This window comes from Enterobacter vonholyi, assembly GCF_040834095.1.
GTDB lineage: Bacteria > Pseudomonadota > Gammaproteobacteria > Enterobacterales > Enterobacteriaceae > Enterobacter > Enterobacter vonholyi.
On sequence record NZ_CP162152.1, the window covers coordinates 163,442 to 178,928 of the forward strand.

A 15,487-nucleotide genomic window follows, 5' to 3' on the forward strand; every position below is an offset into this window, starting at 1 on the left:
GTTTCGGAATTGGACTATTTCTATACGTGCTCTTGAAGTCTATTTTTGATATGATTTGAGATTCCGCTCTCAAATTTGTGAAAAAAATAAGGTGTTAGGATGATTACATCCGACCAGGAGACCTAATGATATCGACTCCCATTCGACGATATGGGGCTGCGATACTCATGTTACTCACCACGGCATTTTCGGGTGAGGTGCTTGCGAAGACGCACACGGATACAACGAGTAAGAAAGCCCACGTAATAAAGACGACAAGTAGTAAGGTTAGCAGTAAACAAGAGTATTCTCGCAATAGTGCAAAGAGTAGTTCACTTCCTGATTTGCGAAAATACCCTTCCGGAACACCAAGGAAAAAAGCGTTTCTCCGGACGGTAATGCCTTACATCACGAGTCAAAATGCCGCGATTACTGCGGATCGTAACTGGCTGATTTCCAAACAGTACGATAGCCGCTGGTCGCCATCCGAGCGCGCGCGTCTGAAGGATATCACGAAGCGCTACAAGCTGAGCTGGAACGGTAACACGCGTCGTGTGCCGTGGAACGCTCTCCTTGAGCGTGTGGATATCATCCCAGGCAGTATGGTTGCGACCATGGCTGCAGCCGAAAGCGGCTGGGGGACTTCTAAGCTTGCGCGTAGCAACAACAACCTTTTCGGCATGAAATGCGTGAAAGGCCGTTGTACTAATGCGCCGGGCAAAGTGAAAGGCTATTCGCAGTTTGAATCCGTGAAAGATTCCGTTAGCGCCTATGTGGTGAATCTGAACACGCACCCGGCCTACTCATCGTTCCGTAAATCACGCGCTCAGCTGCGTAAAGCGGACCAGGAAGTGACGGCCAGTACGATGATCCACAAGCTGAAAGGGTATTCGACGAAGGGACAGAGCTATAACAACTATCTGTTTGCTATGTACCAGGATAACCAGCGCTTAATCGCCGCCCATATGTAATCTCAAAAAAACGCCTTCCACCGGAAGGCGTTTTCTTTTCTAGATCAGCACCTCGCTGTGGCGATCCCGATACTCTTTCGGCGTGGTGTCATACTCTTTGCGAAACACCGAATAAAAATATTGCAGCGACGGGTAACCGCACATCTGCGAGATTTCGTTGATCGACAGCGATGTGGAGATGAGCAGGCTGCGTGCTTTCTCCAGCTTTTCAGCATGGATGACGGCATGAATAGTTTCGCCCACCTCTTCTTTAAAACGCTTCTCCAGATTCGAACGCGAAATACCCACCGAATCCAGCACCTGATCGACCTTAATCCCTTTGCAGGCGTGGTTGCGAATATAGTGCATGGCCTGAATGACGGCCGGGTCGCTTAAGGAGCGATAATCGGTTGAACGACGTTCTACGACGCGAACAGGAGGCACCAGCAGGCGCTGAAGCGGCAGAGATTCTTTATCGAGCAGGCGATGCAGCAGCTTCGCCGCCTGATAGCCCATCTGACGAGTGCCCTGGGCAACGGAGGAAAGCGCCACGCGGGACAGATAGCGGGTCAGTTCTTCATTATCAATGCCAATCACGCACAGCTTTTCGGGCACCGGAATATGTAAGTGTTCGCAGACCTGCAGCACGTGGCGCGCACGCGCGTCCGTTACGGCAATGATACCGGTTTGCGGCGGCAGCGTTTGCAGCCAGTCAGCGAGGCGGTTTTGCGCGTGCTGCCAGTTTTCCGGCGCGGTTTCCAGCCCCTGATAGACCACGCCGCGATACTTCTCCTGCGCGACCAGCTGGCAAAACGCGTGTTCACGCTCAACGGCCCAGCGCTTGCCGCTGGTGGCGGGTAGGCCGTAAAACGCAAAGCGGTGGACGCCTTTCTCTTTTAAATGGAGAAACGCGGCCTCGACCAGGGCATGGTTATCGGTGGCAATATAGTGAACCGGAGGATAGTGTTCGGGCGAATGGTAGGAGCCGCCGACGCCCACAATCGGAACGTCGACGTCGGTCAGCAACTGTTCGATGACGGGATCGTCATAGTCGGCGATAACGCCATCGCCCAGCCAGTCTTTGATGTTCTCCAGACGGGTGCGGAAATCTTCTTCAATAAAAATATCCCATTCGGATTGCGACGCCTGCAAATATTCACCCACACCTTCCACCACCTGACGGTCGTAGGCTTTGTTGGCATTGAATAACAACGTAATGCGGTGACGCTTTTCAAACATGGCTCACTTCCTAATTAAGTCACAATACCGTTATCAGGCCCGTCGCTTGGTGGCCGAATCCATCCAGACTGCCAGTAAAAGAATGGCCCCCTTGACGATATACTGCCAAAACGTCGGGACGTCCATCATACTCATCCCGTTATCCAGCGACGCCATGATAAATGCGCCCATCACCGCGCCCGCCACGCTACCGATACCCCCTGCGAGGCTGGTGCCGCCAATGACGCAGGCGGCGATAGCATCCAGCTCGGCGATGTTACCGGCGGAGGGAGAACCGGCGCCCAGACGCGAGCTGAGGATCAGCCCGGCGATAGCGACCATCAGGCCGTTAATGGCGAAGACCGCCAGCTTGGTACGCTCGACATTGATACCCGAGAGGCGGGCAGCTTCAAGGTTGCCGCCAATGGCATAAATACGGCGGCCAAATGCGGTGCGCGTCGCCATAAACATACCGGCCAGCAGTAAAAGTGCCAGCAGCAGGACGGGTGTCGGGACACCGCGGTAGTCGTTTAAAAGCCAGATGGCGCCCAGCACAATGACCGCCGTGAGCGCCTGACGCCCCACCACCGACGTTGACGCCGGAGAAGCGAGCCCCAACGCCTGACGGCGCATGCGTCCACGCCACTGCCATGCGACAAACGCCAGCAATCCCACCACGCCGATGGAAAAGCCCACGCTATCTGAGAAGTAACTCTGGCCAATCTGCGACATGGCTGCACTGGTCGGGGAGACGGTGGTGCCGTTAGTGATGCCGATTAAGATCCCGCGGAAGGCCAGCATCCCCGCCAGGGTGACAATGAACGACGGCACTTTACGATAGGCTACCCACCAGCCGTTCCAGGCCCCCAGAACCAGACCCAGCACCAGCGTGACCGCTACGGTCAGCGGCAGAGGCCAGCCGAGCCATACGTCAAAAATCGCCGCCACGCCGCCGAGAAGTCCCATCATCGACCCGACCGACAGATCGATCTCCGCGGAGATAATCACGAACACCATGCCCACGGCCAGGATGCCGGTGATGGCGGTCTGGCGGAGCAGGTTGGAGACGTTTCGCGCGCTTAAGTACGAGCCATCGGTCATCCAGGTAAAGAACAGCATGATGACGATAATGGCCGCGATCATCACGAAGACCTGCAGGTTCAGCGCTTTTAGCCCTGCGAACGCACCGGGCGTCGGAACGGCGACTTTGATCTCAGACGGATTGCTTTTCGACATGACGTTCGCTCCTTAAAGCGGCTTCCATCACCTGCTCCTGCGTCAGGTTCTGGTTAATCAGGTTGGCTTTCAGTTTCCCCTCATGCATGACCAGCACGCGGTCGCTCAGGCCGAGCACTTCGGGTAACTCAGACGAAATGACAATGACGGCAATCCCTTGCTGTACAAGCTGATTAATCAGTTTGTAGATTTCATATTTGGCACCGATATCAATCCCGCGCGTCGGTTCATCAAGGATTAATATGCGTGGATTAAGCAGCAGGCAGCGCGCCAGAATGGCTTTTTGCTGGTTGCCGCCGCTCAGGCGACCAATCGCCAGTTCCGGAGAGGAGGTTTTGACCTTGAGACGGGCGAGTGACTGGAGGATGCACTGTTGCTCTGCGGCATCGTCCAGGCTGCTCAGCGCGCCGGAGAAGCGATCGAGCGCCGCCAGCGTAATGTTTTTCCCCACCGCCATGACCGGCACGATGCCGTCTTTTTTACGATCTTCCGGCACCATGGCAATGCCGCGGGCGATCGCCTGCTGGCAGTTGTCGATTTTCACCGGCTGGCCGTCGATATAAATCGTGCCCTCCCAGCGCCCCGGCCACACGCCAAAAAGACACTGTACGGCCTCCGTGCGCCCGGCGCCGACTAACCCGGCAATACCGAGAATTTCGCCGCTGTGCAGAGAAAACGAGACGTTATTGACGCGCCTGATGTGGCGGTTAACGGGGTGCCACGCGGTCAGGTTTTCCACGCGCAGCACTTCATCACCTTTGGTGTGAGGCTCATTCGGGTAGAGCGCCGTCAGCTCGCGCCCTACCATCATGGTGATGATGTCATCTTCGCTCATCCCGGCGGCTTCACGCGTGCCGATGTGCTGCCCGTCGCGGATCACGCAGATGGTATCCGAAATGGCTTTAACCTCGTTCAGCTTGTGTGAAATGTAGATGCAGGCGATGCCGTGGTTTTGCAGATCGCGGATGATATTGAGCAGAACCGCGGTTTCCTGTTCGGTGAGCGAGGCTGTAGGCTCATCAAGGATCAGCAGCCTGACCTGTTTATTGAGCGCTTTCGCTATTTCGACCAGCTGCTGTTGCCCAAGGCCCAGGTCGCCCACGCGGGTATCCGGTGAAATGCTGAGGCTCACCTGCGCCAGCAGCTTTTCACAGCGGAGCGTCATGGTGTCGTAATCCAGCACGCCGTGGCGGGAAATTTCGGCCCCGAGGAAAATGTTCTCCAGCACGGTGAGATGCTTCACCAGCGCCAGTTCCTGATGGATGATGGCGATGCCTTTACGTTCGGTATCACGAATGTGAGTCGCCTGGATAACTTCACCGGCAAAGACGATTTCGCCTTCGTAGCTGCCGTGCGGGTAGATCCCGCACAGCACTTTCATCAGCGTCGACTTGCCCGAGCCGTTCTCGCCACACAGCGAAACCACTTCGCCGGGGTTCAACCGGAGGCTGACGTTATCGACGGCTTTCACCGTGCCGAAGCGCTTGGTGATGCTTTTCATTTCAAGTAAATAAGGCATAACTGCTCCACATAACCCGAGGGAAGAACAGTACAACGTGATGCGCCCCCGCAGAGCAGGGGCCGCGCCGGATTACAGTTCGCTCTTCTTGTGGAAGCCGTCTTTAATGACGGTGGCGTCAATGTTCTCTTTATTGACTTCAATAGGGGTGAGCAGGCGAGCCGGAACGTCTTTCAGTCCGTTATTTAGCGTTGCGTCTGCTTTAGGCTGCTTGCCATTGCCCAGTTCCACGGCGATTTCCGCCGCCGTATTGGCAAGCTCGGTAATCGGTTTGTAGACCGTCATGGTTTGGGTGCCTGCGATGATGCGTTTTACGCCAGCCAGATCGGCATCCTGTCCTGAAATGGCGACTTTACCGGCCAGCCCCTGTGCACTCAGGGCCTGGATAGCACCGCCTGCGGTGGCATCGTTGGAGGCCACAACCGCATCAATTTTGTTGTTGTTGGCCGTCAGCGCGTTTTCCATAATCTTCAGCGCGTTTTCTGGCAGCCAGCCGTCGGCCCACTGATCGCCGACCACTTTAATTTTCCCGTTGTCGATGTACGGTTTAAGGACTTTCATTTGCCCTTCGCGGAACAGCTTGGCGTTGTTATCCACCGGAGAGCCGCCCATCAGGAAATAATTGCCCTGAGGCACTTTGTCGATCAGGCTTTGCGCCTGTAATTCCCCGACTTTTTCATTGTCGAACGAAATATAATAATCAATGTCCGCATTATTAATCATGCGGTCATAGGCCAGGACTTTAATGCCTTCCTGTTTGGCTTCTTTCACCACGTTACTTAATACCTGGCCGTTATAGGGGATAATGACCAGCACATCGACGCCACGGTTAATCATATTCTCAATCTGCGACATTTGTGTTTCTTCGTTGCCGTTAGCCGACTGAACAAACACGCTGGCGCCGAGGGATTCTGCTTTTTTAACAAAAATATCGCGATCTTTTTGCCAGCGCTCCAGGCGCAGGTCGTCAATCGCCATGCCAATTTTGACCTCTTTGGCATGTCCTGCAAAGCTTGCAAGGAGGAGCGTAGCGCAGAGCGTTAGAGTCAGGTTCTTTATCTTCATAATTATTAGGCCTTTTTGTAGGGGTATGTGTTGCTGAGATAAAAGAAACATTCACTGCTGGGACGCAGCAAATTTTTAACGCGGAAAGGCGGGCTGGCAATTACAGATTTTTATCTTCGCATTATGATATTTGGTTTATTTCTGAATTTATGACCGCGATCGGATTTTAAAATACGTAACGTCTTAATTACATTTGATTCTGGAATATGCGCCGAAAAATAGTTTGTCTGCGCATTATTTTGCGAGCCAGCGCACAGTTGTGCATTCTCTCAATAGCAGTGTGAAATAACGTAATTGAGCAACCCAAAATGTCTATTCACTATTACTCCTGTATCAACGACTCGCCGCATACCCTGATTATGGAGCTCAATATGCAAGCTTATTTCGACCAACTCGATCGTGTTCGTTACGAAGGCCCGAAAACGACCAATCCTTTAGCATTTCGTCACTACAACCCGGATGAGCTGGTGCTGGGTAAGCGCATGGAAGATCATCTGCGCTTTGCCGCCTGTTACTGGCATACCTTCTGCTGGAATGGCGCCGATATGTTCGGCGTGGGCTCCTTTGATCGCCCATGGCAGCAGCCGGGTGAGGCCATCGAACTGGCAAAGCGCAAAGCCGACGTTGCATTTGAGTTCTTCCACAAGCTGAACGTGCCGTACTACTGCTTCCATGACGTCGACGTGTCGCCGGAAGGCGCATCGCTGAAAGAGTATCTGAACAACTTTGCACAGATGGTGGATGTACTGGCAGCAAAACAGCAGCAAAGCGGCGTGAAGCTGCTCTGGGGCACGGCAAACTGCTTCACTAACCCACGCTACGGCGCGGGTGCGGCAACCAACCCGGATCCGGAAGTGTTTAGCTGGGCGGCCACGCAGGTGGTGACGGCAATGAATGCCACGCATCAGCTGGGCGGCGAAAACTATGTCCTGTGGGGCGGACGTGAAGGCTATGAAACCCTGCTCAACACCGATCTGCGTCAGGAGCGCGAGCAGATTGGCCGCTTTATGCAGATGGTTGTCGACCACAAGCACAAAATTGGCTTCCGCGGCACGCTGTTGATTGAGCCGAAGCCGCAGGAACCAACGAAGCATCAGTATGACTACGACGTGGCGACGGTGTATGGCTTCCTGAAGCAGTTTGGTCTGGAAAAAGAGATCAAAGTGAACATTGAGGCCAATCACGCCACGCTGGCGGGCCACTCTTTCCACCACGAGATCGCGTCTGCGATTGCGCTGGGCATCTTCGGCTCGGTCGATGCGAACCGTGGCGACGCGCAGCTGGGCTGGGACACCGATCAGTTCCCGAACAGCGTGGAAGAGAATGCGCTGGTGATGTACGAGATCGTCAAAGCGGGCGGTTTCACCACCGGTGGCCTGAACTTTGACGCCAAGGTGCGTCGCCAGAGCACCGACAAATACGATCTGTTCTACGGCCACATTGGCGCGATGGACACCATGGCGCTGGCGCTGAAGGTGGCGGCACGTATGATTGAAGACGGCGAGCTCGATAAACGCGTGGCGAAGCGCTACAGCGGCTGGAACAGTGAGCTGGGCCAGCAAATATTGAAAGGGCAGTTATCGCTTGCGGAGATCGCGAAGTACGCTGAACACCATCAGCTGGCGCCGCAGCACCAGAGCGGGCACCAGGAGCTGCTGGAAAATCTGGTCAACCACTACCTGTTCGATAAATAACAGTATCCAGGCCCGGTACGCGGAAGCGCCACCGGGCATTTCTGTCAAAGGAGTCACCGCAATGTATATCGGGATCGATCTGGGCACATCGGGTGTGAAAGCCATCCTGTTGAGCGAGCAGGGCGAGGTGTTAGCAACGCAGACTGAAAAGCTGCAGGTTTCACGTCCGCATCCGCTGTGGTCGGAACAGGACCCGGAGCAGTGGTGGCAGGCAACGGATCGTGCAATCAAGGGGTTAGGTGAACAGCATTCTCTGCGTGACGTGAAAGCGCTGGGGATTGCCGGGCAAATGCACGGTGCAACCTTGCTGGATAGCGAGCATCGCGTGTTGCGACCCGCCATTCTCTGGAACGATGGCCGCTGTGCGGAAGAGTGCGCGCTTCTTGAGGCGCATGTACCCACGTCTCGTGAAATTACCGGCAACCTGATGATGCCCGGCTTTACTGCGCCCAAACTGCTGTGGGTGCAGCGACACGAGCCGGAGATTTTCCGTCAGGTGGCGAAAGTTCTGTTGCCGAAAGACTATCTGCGCTTTCGTATGACGGGCGATTTTGCTTCCGACATGTCCGATGCCGCAGGCACGATGTGGCTCGACGTGGCGAAACGCGACTGGAGCGAGGCGATGCTGGATGCTTGCCATCTAACCCGGGAACACATGCCCGCGCTGTTCGAAGGTAGCGAGGTCACAGGCACGTTGCTGCCGGACGTTGCGGAACGCTGGAATATGCCTGCCGTACCGGTGGTTGCCGGGGGCGGTGACAATGCCGCGGGTGCCGTGGGCGTCGGCATGGTTGAGGCGGGTCAGGCGATGCTGTCGCTGGGAACGTCTGGCGTCTATTTTGCCGTCAGTGACGGCTATCGCAGCAATCCCGAAAGCGCGGTGCACAGTTTCTGTCACGCGCTTCCTGGGAAATGGCATTTGATGTCGGTGATGCTGAGTGCAGCGTCGTGCCTGGACTGGGCGGCGAAATTGACCGGGATGGCTGATGTTCCTGCGTTGATTGCCGCAGCACAGCAGGCGGATGAAAATACCGGTACCGTCTGGTTTTTACCGTATCTTTCCGGCGAACGTACGCCGCACAACAACCCGGAAGCGAAAGGGGTGTTTTTTGGCTTAACCCATCAGCATGGTCCGGCAGAACTGGCGCGTGCAGTTCTGGAAGGGGTGGGCTATGCGCTGGCCGACGGGATGGACGTGGTGCACGACTGCGGCCTGAAACCGACTAGCGTCACCCTGATTGGAGGAGGTGCGCGAAGCCCTTACTGGCGACAAATGCTGTCGGATATCAGCGGGTTGCAGCTGGATTTCCGCACGGGAGGGGATGTTGGCCCCGCGCTCGGCGCCGCGCGTCTGGCGCAGATTGCTGTGAACCCGGAAAAACCGCTTTCACAACTGCTGCCGCAGCTTACCCTTGAGCAGGCGCATTTCCCGAACGCGGTAAACCATGCGCGGTACGCGGAAAGGCGCGCGGTATTCCGTAAAATCTACCAGCAGCTGCTGCCGCTGATGTCGTAAATACGCTTGTCCGGGAGAGGCACGAGGATGTCCTTTTTTGGTCTGTGCGTGCCTTCCTTTCCTTGCCAGTATGGTGTCACACCCACCGGCGAGGAGATCCATCATGTCACGTATTGCACTCATCAATATTGATACTCAGCAGTCCTTCCATCACCGCAATTACTGGCAGGAAAGCGAGATCCCTGCTTTTCAGCAGGCGATTCTGGGGCTGATTGATGGCTGCCAGGCACGTAATATCCCGGTCGTTGATATTTTTCACGTGGATGAAGACGGTCCTTTCACCCTGGAAAGTGGCTATGTCAAACCGATGGCCTTTTTACGTCATCAGCCGGATGTGGTTTTTCAGAAACACGTCCATAATGCCTTCACGGATACCGGGCTTGACCGCTGGCTGCGCGAGCGTGATATCAACCAGCTGATTATCTGCGGCATTCGCACTGAACAATGCTGTGAAACCACCGCCCGGGTGGCATCCGATCTGAGTTATGCTGTGACCTTTGTAAGCGAGGCGACGCTGACGTTTCCCATGACGTACAAAGGGATAACCCTTAGCGCAGCGGAAATTCGCCACCGTACCGAAACGGTACTGTCCGGGCGTTTTGCCGAAATTAAAACGGTAGCGGAGACGCTGGAGTCACTGTAATGAGCATCGACGTCTGGTTCGTCATGTTGCCCGGGGTGCTGTCATTAGATATGACGGGCCCGGCAGAGACCTTTGTGCTGGCTGGCGACGCGTTTCGTCTGCATTACATTGGGCCGCAACCGGACGTTCCGACGTCGATAGGCCTGACGATGAGCGGCATTCAGCCGCTGCCGGAACGTCTCCCGGAAGGCAGCCTGCTGGTGCTGCCGGGGGTGAGCGACTCCCGCTATCAGTTTTCGACACCACAGGCGTTACGGATACAGCACTGGCTGATGCGCCTGCAGCCGGCCATTCAGCGCCGGGATATCACGGTGATGTGCGTCTGTTCAGGGGCGCTGCTGGCGGCGAAATCGGGTCTGCTGAACAACCGGCAGTGTACAACCCACCATGACGTTATCAGCCGTTTACGCACCGCAGCCCCCACGGCGACAATTAAAGAAAACCGCATCTTTGTGCAGGACGAGAACATCTGGACCAGCGCGGGGATCACGTCGGGCATCGATCTGGCGCTGCATATGATTAACCGCCTGTGCGGCCCCGAAAAGGCGCTGAGTGTGGCGCGCGAGATGGTGGTCTGGTTCCGCCGTTCCGGTGACGATCCCCAGCTATCCCCGTGGCTACGCTATCGCAATCATCTTCATCCGGCGATCCATCGGGCGCAGGATGCGCTCACGGCCGAGCCGCAAAAAGCGTGGAGCTTGCCTGACATCGCCGCGCTGGCGCACGTCAGCCCGCGCCATCTCACCCGGCTTTTCCAGACTCATTTAGGCATTAGCGTTCGCGATTATCTGGAGCAGCTGCGTCTGGCGGTGGCGGAACAGTGGCTATTGCAGGGGCGCGGCGTGGAGCAGGCTTCGCTGGCGGCAGGGTTTTCCTCCCCGCGCCAGTACCATCGCGCGCGGCAGCGCAGCGTTAACTGACGAAGCGGCGAAAGTCTATTTTTTGCAGCAGCATCGACAGCAGCAGGCTGATCGCCAGCGTGGCGGCAAAAATCCAGACCATATCCAGCACCGGCCAGCTTTTTAGCTCAACGCCTCTTGTCCTAAGCGCGTGGATAACCAGCGCGTGAAAACCGTAAATCCCGAGAGAGTGTCGTGAAATGACGCTCAGTACGGGAAGGGGACGCGCATTCAGGGTGTTTTTGGCGAGCGTGAGCAGCGATACGGCACAGATAAAGACCATCGGCCCGCAGTAGAGATACCAGGTATCGGCAAAATTACCACGCCACTGCAGCTCATGCAGCGTCCCGCGTGAAATCACCGCCACGCCAGCGATAAACAGCGCCCCGCAGAGCCAGCTCAGACCGCGTTTTTGCGTGTCCATCATCCCGATGGCGCGCCCCAGCATGCCGTAAAGCACGTAGTAAAAGGTATCGCCGTTGATATAGAGGTTCACCGGCAGCCACTCAAACCCGTCGATTTTCTGCGAAACCGTATTCGGGTTGGCGATGATGCCAATCACCACCATCAAGGCCAGGAGCATTTTCCCGCTGACGTTTTTCACCTGAATGAGCGGGGAGACCAGATAGATAACAATAATGGCGAAGAAGAACCACAGGTGGTAGAACACCGGTTTTTGCAGCACGTATTTCAGCGATAGTCCGGCGTTTATTGAGGTAAACAGGGTGATATAGAGCAGGGCAACGGCGCTGTAAAACCCCAGGCAGGCCGCGATGCGGATGAAGTGCCTTGGCTGCGCGCTGCGCTCGCCAAAAAAGAGAAAGCCGGAAATCATAAAGAACAGCGGCACGCTGACGCGTGACGCAGAGTTGAGAATATTGGCGATATCCCAGTTAACGGGGCTGATGCTGTGGGCATTCGTAACGTACCAGGTCGTTGTGTGGATCATGACCACCATCAGACACGCTATTCCTCGCAGGTTATCAATCCAGTTAATTTTTGACGGCATCAGTTCCTCGTATTCCCTGTAAATTGAGTGTGACTCCCATTGTCCAAAAGTCTTCGTTTGGAAAATTCTGAGTTTTATGCGCAGGCTTGCCGGGAGACCGCGAGATTCGCAGAATGGCAGTCCTTAATCTATAAAAGTGTTGATACTAAAAATAACAGCCGCTGACCAGGACGGTAATAAAAATGATGATGAAGCGTGTGGCGTCACTCTTTCTGCTGTTGATCCTGGCGGGATGCAGTGCGCCGCAAGAAGCACCCGTGCAAAAAGCGCAGCAGGGTAAAATGAGCCCGGAACGTTCGCTGAATATGGAGTCGCTCTGCAAGGACCAGGCCGCACGCCGCTATAACTCGGACGTGCAGAAAATCAACGTCACCGGGTTTGAGCGCTTTCAGGGCAGCTATGAGCTCAAGGGCCATACGTCGCGCAAAGAGGGCTTTGTCTGCTCGTTTGATGCGGACGGTCAGTTTTTACACCTCTCCATGCGCTAGCCTGCTCGCATAATCAACAGCCAGACGCCGTCAGCGTTCTGGCCGGAAGGCTTATTTCCCAATTTTCCCTAAACAACCCCGTTTCGTACTGTATATCTTGCAGCCAGCGGGTATACTGGTCGCTTCCATTTAAAACCACACGTATCCAGCACGAAATACTATGCAAAAGTTTGATACCAAGACCTTCCAGGGCCTGATCCTGACCTTACAGGATTACTGGGCTCGTCAGGGCTGTACCATTGTTCAACCTTTGGACATGGAAGTCGGCGCCGGCACTTCACACCCGATGACCAGTCTGCGTGCGTTGGGGCCAGAGCCAATGGCGACCGCGTATGTGCAGCCTTCCCGTCGTCCGACCGATGGTCGTTACGGTGAGAACCCGAACCGTCTGCAGCATTACTATCAGTTCCAGGTGGTGATTAAGCCATCACCCGACAACATTCAGGAACTGTACCTCGGGTCGCTAAAAGAGCTGGGTATGGATCCAACCATCCACGACATCCGTTTCGTGGAAGATAACTGGGAGAACCCAACGCTGGGTGCCTGGGGTCTGGGTTGGGAAGTGTGGCTTAACGGTATGGAAGTGACCCAGTTCACTTACTTCCAGCAGGTGGGTGGTCTGGAATGTAAGCCGATCACCGGTGAAATCACCTACGGTCTGGAACGTCTGGCGATGTACATTCAGGGCGTAGACAGCGTTTACGACCTGGTCTGGAGCGACGGCCCGCTGGGTAAAACCACCTACGGCGACGTGTTCCATCAGAACGAAGTGGAGCAATCCACCTATAACTTCGAATACGCGGACGTGGACTTCCTGTTCACCTGCTTCGAGCAGTACGAGAAAGAAGCGCAGCAGCTGCTGGCGCTGGAGACTCCGCTGCCGCTGCCTGCCTACGAGCGTATTCTGAAGGCCGCCCACAGCTTCAACCTGCTGGACGCCCGCAAAGCCATCTCCGTGACTGAACGTCAGCGCTACATTCTGCGTATTCGTACCCTGACCAAAGCCGTTGCAGAAGCTTACTATGCGTCCCGTGAAGCCCTTGGCTTCCCGATGTGCAACCGAAACAAATAAGAGGCGGCCATGTCTGAGAAAACTTTCCTGGTGGAAATTGGCACCGAAGAGCTGCCACCAAAAGCCCTGCGCAGCCTGGCTGAATCTTTTGCTGCGAACGTGACCGCCGAGCTGGATAACGCTGGCCTGGCGCACGGTAAAATTGAGTGGTTTGCTGCCCCGCGCCGTCTGGCGCTGAAAGTGGCAAACCTGGCGGCGTCTCAGCCAGATCGCGAAGTCGAAAAACGTGGCCCGGCGATTGCTCAGGCGTTTGACGCGGAAGGCAAGCCGAGCAAAGCGGCGGAAGGCTGGGCGCGCGGCTGCGGCATCACCGTCGATCAGGCCGAGCGTCTGACCACGGATAAAGGCGAATGGCTGCTGTATCGTGCCCATGTGAAAGGCGAAAGCGCGGAAGCGCTGCTGCCGGACATGATTGCCACGTCTCTGGCGAAGCTGCCTATTCCTAAGCTGATGCGCTGGGGCGCGTCTGATGTGCACTTTGTGCGTCCGGTTCACACCGTGACCCTGCTGCTGGGCGACACCGTTATTCCGGCTACCATTCTGGGCGTGGCGTCCGATCGCGTGATCCGCGGCCACCGCTTTATGGGCGAGCCAGAGTTCACCATCGACAATGCCGACCAGTACCCGCAGATCCTGCTGGAGCGCGGCAAGGTCATTGCTGACTACGAACAGCGTAAAGCCAAAATCAAAGCGGACGCGGAAGACGCGGCGCGCAAGATTGGCGGTAAAGCCGATCTGAGCGACAGCCTGCTGGAAGAAGTGACCTCGCTGGTGGAATGGCCGGTTGTGCTGACCGCGAAGTTTGAAGAGAAATTCCTGGCCGTTCCGGCTGAAGCGCTGGTGTACACCATGAAGGGTGACCAGAAGTACTTCCCGGTCTATGCCAACGACGGCAAACTGCTGCCAAACTTCATCTTCGTGGCAAACATCGAATCGAAAGATCCGATCCAGATTATCTCTGGTAACGAGAAGGTCGTGCGTCCACGTCTGGCCGATGCCGAGTTCTTCTTCAATACCGACCGTAAAAAGCGTCTGGAAGATCATCTTCCACGCCTGCAGACCGTGTTGTTCCAGCAGCAACTGGGTACGCTGCGCGACAAGACCGACCGTATCGCGGAGCTGTCCGGCTGGATTGCCCGTGAAATCGGTGCGGACGTCAACCACGCAACGCGTGCTGGCCTGCTGTCCAAGTGTGACCTGATGACCAACATGGTGTTCGAATTTACCGACACCCAGGGCGTGATGGGTATGCATTACGCGCGTCACGATGGCGAAGCGGAAGACGTGGCCGTGGCCCTGAACGAGCAGTATCAGCCGCGCTTTGCGGGTGACGAACTGCCGTCCAACCCGGTTGCCTGTGCCGTGGCGATCGCCGATAAGATGGACACCCTGGCGGGTATCTTCGGTATCGGTCAGCATCCAAAAGGCGACAAAGACCCGTTTGCGCTGCGTCGTGCCGCGCTGGGCGTGCTGCGTATCATCGTTGAGAAGAACCTGAACCTGGATCTGCAGACCCTGACCGAAGAAGCGGTGCGTTTGTACGGTGATAAGCTGACTAACGCGAACGTGGTGGATGATGTGATCGACTTTATGCTCGGTCGTTTCCGCGCCTGGTATCAGGATGAAGGTTACACCGTTGACACCATTCAGGCGGTGCTGGCGCGTCGTCCGACCCGTCCGGCTGATTTCGATGCGCGTATGAAGGCAGTTTCCCACTTCCGTACGCTGGAAGCGTCATCTGCTCTGGCGGCAGCCAACAAGCGTGTATCCAACATTCTGGCGAAATCCGACGAGACGCTGAACGAGCGTGTGAACGCCGCGACGCTGAAAGAGCCGGAAGAGATCGCCCTGGCGATGCAGGTTGTGGTGCTGCGCGACAAGCTCGAGCCGGTCTTCGCGGAAGGTCGCTACCAGGAAGCGCTGGTGGAGCTGGCCGAGCTGCGTGACGTCATTGACGCCTTCTTCGAGAAAGTGATGGTGAACGTAGAAGATAAAGAGCTGCGTATTAACCGTCTCTCTATGCTCGAAAAACTGCGTGAGCTGTTCCTGCGCGTAGCGGATATTTCGCTGCTGCAGTAATGTGCCCGTTGATACACATGCTAAAAACCCGCTTCGGCGGGTTTTTTTATGATGTGTTGCTGAAAATTTAACCTTGAAACCGTCAACACATTACCGCTATCCTTATCCACGTTAACTTTC

General features: G+C 55.8%; 13 protein-coding genes. 8 read left to right on the forward strand and 5 right to left on the reverse strand.

What is annotated here, in order from left to right:
• The first annotated feature begins 125 nt into the window (after positions 1 to 125).
• Positions 126 to 950 carry a protein bax gene (locus AB3N39_RS00755; protein ID WP_111964332.1) on the forward strand — a complete coding sequence of 275 codons (825 nt, stop codon included), beginning with the start codon at positions 126 to 128 and terminating at the stop codon, positions 948 to 950.
• A gap of 39 nt (positions 951 to 989) precedes the next feature.
• Here the strand turns inward: AB3N39_RS00755 and xylR are convergent, their stop codons facing one another.
• From xylR to xylF, 4 genes are all read right to left on the reverse strand, one after another.
• The gene (gene xylR, locus AB3N39_RS00760; protein WP_021242460.1) at positions 990 to 2,168 is read right to left on the reverse strand and encodes a D-xylose utilization transcriptional activator XylR; all 1,179 of its coding nucleotides are present in this window, start codon (positions 2,166 to 2,168) and stop codon (positions 990 to 992) included.
• Positions 2,169 to 2,201: 33 nt separating this feature from the next.
• The gene (gene xylH, locus AB3N39_RS00765) at positions 2,202 to 3,383 is read right to left on the reverse strand and encodes a xylose ABC transporter permease XylH (protein ID WP_367897003.1); all 1,182 of its coding nucleotides are present in this window, start codon (positions 3,381 to 3,383) and stop codon (positions 2,202 to 2,204) included.
• Positions 3,361 to 4,902 carry a xylose ABC transporter ATP-binding protein gene (locus tag AB3N39_RS00770; RefSeq protein WP_115876672.1) on the reverse strand — a complete coding sequence of 514 codons (1,542 nt, stop codon included), beginning with the start codon at positions 4,900 to 4,902 and terminating at the stop codon, positions 3,361 to 3,363. Before AB3N39_RS00770 ends, xylH begins: the two co-directional genes overlap by 23 nt.
• Positions 4,903 to 4,974: 72 nt before the next feature.
• Positions 4,975 to 5,967, reverse strand: a complete 993-nt coding sequence (gene xylF / locus AB3N39_RS00775) for a D-xylose ABC transporter substrate-binding protein (protein ID WP_133293540.1) — start codon at positions 5,965 to 5,967, stop codon at positions 4,975 to 4,977.
• A gap of 371 nt (positions 5,968 to 6,338) precedes the next feature.
• Between xylF and xylA the strand changes: the two genes are divergently transcribed.
• The 4 genes from xylA to AB3N39_RS00795 all read left to right on the forward strand — a co-directional run bounded on the left by xylA (position 6,339) and on the right by AB3N39_RS00795 (position 10,740).
• The gene (gene xylA / locus AB3N39_RS00780) at positions 6,339 to 7,661 is read left to right on the forward strand and encodes a xylose isomerase (RefSeq protein WP_088728502.1); all 1,323 of its coding nucleotides are present in this window, start codon (positions 6,339 to 6,341) and stop codon (positions 7,659 to 7,661) included.
• 61 nt (positions 7,662 to 7,722) lie between these two features.
• Positions 7,723 to 9,177 carry a xylulokinase gene (gene xylB / locus AB3N39_RS00785; RefSeq protein WP_367897004.1) on the forward strand — a complete coding sequence of 485 codons (1,455 nt, stop codon included), beginning with the start codon at positions 7,723 to 7,725 and terminating at the stop codon, positions 9,175 to 9,177.
• Positions 9,178 to 9,280: 103 nt separating this feature from the next.
• The gene (locus AB3N39_RS00790; protein WP_248175444.1) at positions 9,281 to 9,820 is read left to right on the forward strand and encodes an isochorismatase family protein; all 540 of its coding nucleotides are present in this window, start codon (positions 9,281 to 9,283) and stop codon (positions 9,818 to 9,820) included.
• The gene (locus AB3N39_RS00795) at positions 9,820 to 10,740 is read left to right on the forward strand and encodes a GlxA family transcriptional regulator (RefSeq protein ID WP_252093555.1); all 921 of its coding nucleotides are present in this window, start codon (positions 9,820 to 9,822) and stop codon (positions 10,738 to 10,740) included. The genes AB3N39_RS00790 and AB3N39_RS00795 overlap by 1 nt, the downstream gene beginning before the upstream one ends.
• Here AB3N39_RS00795 and AB3N39_RS00800 read toward each other — a convergent pair.
• Positions 10,733 to 11,728: an acyltransferase gene (locus AB3N39_RS00800; protein WP_367897005.1), complete on the reverse strand. Its 996-nt coding sequence runs from the start codon at positions 11,726 to 11,728 to the stop codon at positions 10,733 to 10,735. The genes AB3N39_RS00795 and AB3N39_RS00800 overlap by 8 nt on opposite strands.
• A gap of 182 nt (positions 11,729 to 11,910) precedes the next feature.
• Between AB3N39_RS00800 and AB3N39_RS00805 the strand changes: the two genes are divergently transcribed.
• The 3 genes from AB3N39_RS00805 to glyS all read left to right on the forward strand — a co-directional run bounded on the left by AB3N39_RS00805 (position 11,911) and on the right by glyS (position 15,367).
• Positions 11,911 to 12,216 (forward strand): YsaB family lipoprotein, encoded by a 306-nt coding sequence (locus AB3N39_RS00805; RefSeq protein ID WP_133293545.1) that lies wholly within the window; start codon positions 11,911 to 11,913, stop codon positions 12,214 to 12,216.
• Positions 12,217 to 12,376: 160 nt separating this feature from the next.
• Positions 12,377 to 13,288 carry a glycine--tRNA ligase subunit alpha gene (gene glyQ, locus AB3N39_RS00810; RefSeq protein ID WP_003860141.1) on the forward strand — a complete coding sequence of 304 codons (912 nt, stop codon included), beginning with the start codon at positions 12,377 to 12,379 and terminating at the stop codon, positions 13,286 to 13,288.
• A gap of 9 nt (positions 13,289 to 13,297) precedes the next feature.
• The gene (gene glyS, locus AB3N39_RS00815) at positions 13,298 to 15,367 is read left to right on the forward strand and encodes a glycine--tRNA ligase subunit beta (RefSeq protein WP_133293547.1); all 2,070 of its coding nucleotides are present in this window, start codon (positions 13,298 to 13,300) and stop codon (positions 15,365 to 15,367) included.
• The last annotated feature ends 120 nt before the right edge of the window (positions 15,368 to 15,487 follow it).

Bases quoted from the DNA above. Each gene is read 5' to 3' on its own strand.
- xylA (WP_088728502.1), top strand. From the start codon at position 6,339: ATGCAAGCTTATTTCGACCAACTCGATCGTGTTCGTTACGAAGGCCCG.
- AB3N39_RS00790 (WP_248175444.1), top strand. From the start codon at position 9,281: ATGTCACGTATTGCACTCATCAATATTGATACTCAGCAGTCCTTCCAT.
- xylB (WP_367897004.1), top strand. From the start codon at position 7,723: ATGTATATCGGGATCGATCTGGGCACATCGGGTGTGAAAGCCATCCTG.
- AB3N39_RS00800 (WP_367897005.1), bottom strand. From the start codon at position 11,728: ATGCCGTCAAAAATTAACTGGATTGATAACCTGCGAGGAATAGCGTGT.
- AB3N39_RS00755 (WP_111964332.1), top strand. From the start codon at position 126: ATGATATCGACTCCCATTCGACGATATGGGGCTGCGATACTCATGTTA.
- xylR (WP_021242460.1), bottom strand. From the start codon at position 2,168: ATGTTTGAAAAGCGTCACCGCATTACGTTGTTATTCAATGCCAACAAA.
- xylF (WP_133293540.1), bottom strand. From the start codon at position 5,967: ATGAAGATAAAGAACCTGACTCTAACGCTCTGCGCTACGCTCCTCCTT.
- AB3N39_RS00795 (WP_252093555.1), top strand. From the start codon at position 9,820: ATGAGCATCGACGTCTGGTTCGTCATGTTGCCCGGGGTGCTGTCATTA.
- glyQ (WP_003860141.1), top strand. From the start codon at position 12,377: ATGCAAAAGTTTGATACCAAGACCTTCCAGGGCCTGATCCTGACCTTA.
- xylH (WP_367897003.1), bottom strand. From the start codon at position 3,383: ATGTCGAAAAGCAATCCGTCTGAGATCAAAGTCGCCGTTCCGACGCCC.
- AB3N39_RS00770 (WP_115876672.1), bottom strand. From the start codon at position 4,902: ATGCCTTATTTACTTGAAATGAAAAGCATCACCAAGCGCTTCGGCACG.
- glyS (WP_133293547.1), top strand. From the start codon at position 13,298: ATGTCTGAGAAAACTTTCCTGGTGGAAATTGGCACCGAAGAGCTGCCA.
- AB3N39_RS00805 (WP_133293545.1), top strand. From the start codon at position 11,911: ATGATGATGAAGCGTGTGGCGTCACTCTTTCTGCTGTTGATCCTGGCG.